Source organism: Sphingobacteriales bacterium (assembly GCA_012517435.1).
Taxonomy (GTDB): Bacteria; Bacteroidota; Bacteroidia; order CAILMK01; family JAAYUY01; genus JAAYUY01.
Window position 1 is genome coordinate 1 of sequence record JAAYUY010000250.1, and the last position, 3,599, is coordinate 3,599.

The 3,599-nt window shown below is 37.6% G+C and carries 4 protein-coding genes; 2 read left to right on the forward strand and 2 right to left on the reverse strand.

Annotation, left to right across the window (positions count from 1 at the left end):
• Positions 1–424: 424 nt before the first annotated feature.
• Together GX437_13555 and GX437_13560 are read right to left on the reverse strand one after the other, a co-directional pair.
• Positions 425–763, reverse strand: a complete 339-nt coding sequence (locus GX437_13555; protein NLJ08680.1) for an acetyl-CoA carboxylase biotin carboxyl carrier protein subunit — start codon at positions 761–763, stop codon at positions 425–427.
• A gap of 30 nt (positions 764–793) precedes the next feature.
• Positions 794–2,341, reverse strand: a complete 1,548-nt coding sequence (locus tag GX437_13560; GenBank protein NLJ08681.1) for an acyl-CoA carboxylase subunit beta — start codon at positions 2,339–2,341, stop codon at positions 794–796.
• A gap of 186 nt (positions 2,342–2,527) precedes the next feature.
• On the opposite strand from GX437_13560, the gene GX437_13565 reads away from it, so the two are divergent.
• Together GX437_13565 and GX437_13570 are read left to right on the forward strand one after the other, a co-directional pair.
• Positions 2,528–3,070, forward strand: a complete 543-nt coding sequence (locus GX437_13565) for a hypothetical protein (GenBank protein ID NLJ08682.1) — start codon at positions 2,528–2,530, stop codon at positions 3,068–3,070.
• Between the two features lie 178 nt (positions 3,071–3,248).
• A partial coding sequence (locus GX437_13570) for an oxidoreductase (GenBank protein ID NLJ08683.1) occupies positions 3,249–3,599 on the forward strand: 351 nt, incomplete at its 3' end.

A 3,599-nucleotide genomic window follows, 5' to 3' on the forward strand; every position in this document is an offset into this window, starting at 1 on the left:
GCAGTTTTTGAAAAATAGGCATCTTTGACTTGCTCATACGTTATCAAAGACTGTTCTTTTACTGGTTTTTGAGTAATCCTTAAAAGGAACTGAAAGCCATAAATCAGTAAAAACCAAATCAGTAAAAACCAGATAATAATATTCCGGTTCTTTCTGGAATACTCTGTTTTTGGTTTAAAAAAACTGACATTGTAATCTTTTGTTTCCACATTTACCTCCTTGATTTAATAGGTTATAAAGATTGATAATAATGACAAGTTATTGAATTTTAATACCGTGGGTTTTTCAGGCTGAGCAGGATATAAGGATACAATAAACCCGATAGTGATATTCATTTCTCAGACAGCAGTTAGGGAAAAAATTTTTTTCAAAAATAAGGAATTGAAATAAAGTGCAAAAAAAATGTTATATTAATAACAGATTTTTATTCATTAGCTGTAAATGGCTCAATTTCAATAAGAAGCTGGTCTTTTGTGACTTTATCACCTGAAGCCACACTGATTTTTTTTACTTTTCCGTTCAGAGGAGATAAAATCTGATTATACATTTTCATGGCTTCCAGCTCGAGGAGCTTATCTCCATGATGTACCTCATCTCCTTCTTTAACATAGATTTTACCAATAATACCGGGAATAATGGCATTTATCAGACTATCGTCTTTCCTTTGATATTTTTTACGGCTGGTGTATTTTCTTATTGGAAGGGTCTTGTATGAGGTATCGTCAAGGATCAGGTGAAAAAACTCCGGCTTAACCTGCTGCATCTGTTTTGTTTTTTTAGCCATATTCAACTCTTAAAATGGTGGAATACCATGTTTTTTGAAAGGACCTTTTTCATTCTTGTTGATTGAAATTTCAAGTGAATGAACTAGAAATTCTCTGGTTTCCCTGGGCTCAATCACGGCATCAACATAGCCGTATGCTGCTGCCACGTATGGATTGGCAAATTTATCCTTGTATTCTTTGATTTTCTGCTGCCGCATTTTTTCAGGATCTTCTGCCTCCATGATTTCTTTTCTGAAAATAATATTGGCAGCTCCTTCAGGGCCCATGACAGCAATTTCTGCAGTAGGCCATGCAAATACAAAATCTGCTTTAAGATGACGGCTGCACATGGCGATATAACCTCCACCGTATGCTTTTCGTGTGATAACGGTTATTTTAGGTACAGTTGCTTCCGAATATGCATACAATACTTTTGCCCCATGACGAATAACCCCTGCATGCTCCTGATCAATTCCGGGGAGATAACCCGGCAGGTCAACAAAAGTTACAAGAGGAATGTTAAAGGCATCGCAAAAACGGATAAACCTGGCGGCTTTGTCTGATGAATCTACATCGAGCACACCGGCCAGATATAGAGGTTGATTGGCCACAAAGCCAACTGTTTCGCCATTAATACGGCCAAAACCAATGACGATATTGCGTGCAAATCTTTCCTGTACTTCCAGAAAATCTGAATCATCACTGACTGCCCTGATAATATCTCTGACATCATAAGGCTGTTTGGGATCTGAAGGGAAGATTTTCTCAATATTGTAATTCTTTGTATTTGGCTCTTTTTTAACAAAAGGTAATGCCCTGCGGGTGTTGTTCCATGGAATAAAACTGACAAGGCGTTTGATCTGTTCAAAACATTCCTGTTCGCTCTCTGCGTAAAAATGAGCATTCCCTGAAATTTCGGCATGTATCTTTGCTCCGCCAAGTTCTTCCATACTGATTTCTTCACCCAGCACAGTTTTGATAACTTCAGGGCCGGTAATAAACATTTTGGATATCTTATCTACTACGAAAACAAAATCAGTCAGGGCAGGGGAATATACTGCACCACCTGCACAAGGACCTAAAATGACAGAAATCTGAGGAATAACTCCGGAAGCCTGTGTATTGCGGTAAAATATTTCTCCATATCCTGCAAGTGAGTTGACCCCTTCCTGAATTCTTGCTCCCCCGGAGTCGTTAATGCCAATAAGGGGAACATTCATCTTCATGGCATGATCCATGATTTTGGTGATTTTCTTTGCATGCATGTACCCGAGTGAGCCACCTGCTACGGTAAAATCCTGTGCATAGATACAAACCGGATATCCGAAAATGGTCCCTGTTCCGGTAATGACCCCATCCCCGGGCAGGTATTTTTTATCCATGTCAAAATCTTTGGCCGCATGCTCAACGAACAGGTCATATTCATGAAAAGATTTTGGATCAAGTAAAGCCAGAATCCTTTCACGGGCAATGAGCTTACCGCCCGACTTTTGTTTTTCAATAGCTTGTGTTCCTCCACCTTCAAGTGCTTCACGCATTCGCTTTTTAAGATCAAGGGTCTTTTGTTTTAACGACATAGGATAATTATTTTAATGAATTAATCCAAGTTAATCAACTTAAGTAAGGGTCTTTTTTCGCTCAGCAAAGGTAAATGTTTTTATTAATGCAACAGAAATTTTTCCTTATTGTAAAATTAAATTAGACTAAATACAAAAAAAAGTATGCTTTTTGCTATTCTTACACAAACCTTAAAATTTATAGTTATGAAAAAAATTGGTGTTTTAATGATTGTTGCAAGTTTGTTTTTTGCAGTTTCCTGTGATAAATTCACGCTTTTATCAATTCCTCTGGAGCTTCCGGGTGAGATTGCATTTAGTGTTGATGCTGCTTCCCCAAAGTCTTTTAATGATAATTTCATCATTAAACTGAATGAAGTTCCTGAGCTGGAGCAATATCTCGATAAGATTGATCAGTTATCTATTAAAGACATAAAAATTGCAATCACTGAATATGCTGACAGTTCTTCAAAAAACTGTGTTTTGAACGGCACCGTCAAATACAGCTCTGTCTCTTCTGTAACTCCGACTGATTTAGCCACATTTAATGATGTGAATATTTACAATCTTTTCATGAACCAGTCAGAATACACCTGTACATCAGTGGTAAATGAATATAATAATGTTGCTGACTTGCTTAAAAATGAAGGAGAAGCAAAATTTTACCTGAATGGAGATGTCAGCGATTTGCCGGCAGTCGGTAAAATGAAAATTATCATTGTAGCCGAAGCAAAAGTGAAGATATTATAGCATATCTGAAAAATTTTGATTCCTGTAGTGAAAATTTTGACGGGTAAAGGGGAGGCACTGCCTCCCTTTTTTTATAAAACTGCATGAAAATTGAAAGGTAACTCGGCTTTTTAAACCTGCCTATCTTTGCAGGGGTGAAAAAATGTTTTCATGTTGCGAAAAGAGAATTTTTTTACCAATGGCATTAAATTACAGTAAAATACATAAGACTCATTTTATTCGTCAGTTGAGCAGTAGTGCTTATGTTGTCAGGTTCGACAGGCATGGGATGAATTTTATTCCCGGTCAGCATATTTTATTAGGAATTGATGAAACCTCCATGCGGGAATATTCGGTTTACAGTGCTGTGAATGAGGATTTTTTTGAGGTGCTCATCAGGGAGGTCCCAGACGGCCTTGTATCAAAGCAATTACATCGGCTTGAGCCGGGAGAGCAGGTCCTGGTTGAGAATCCGGTTGGTTTTTTCAGAATCAATAAATCTGATCTTGACAGGGAATTTCTGTTTATTGCAACAGGGACAGGGATTTCA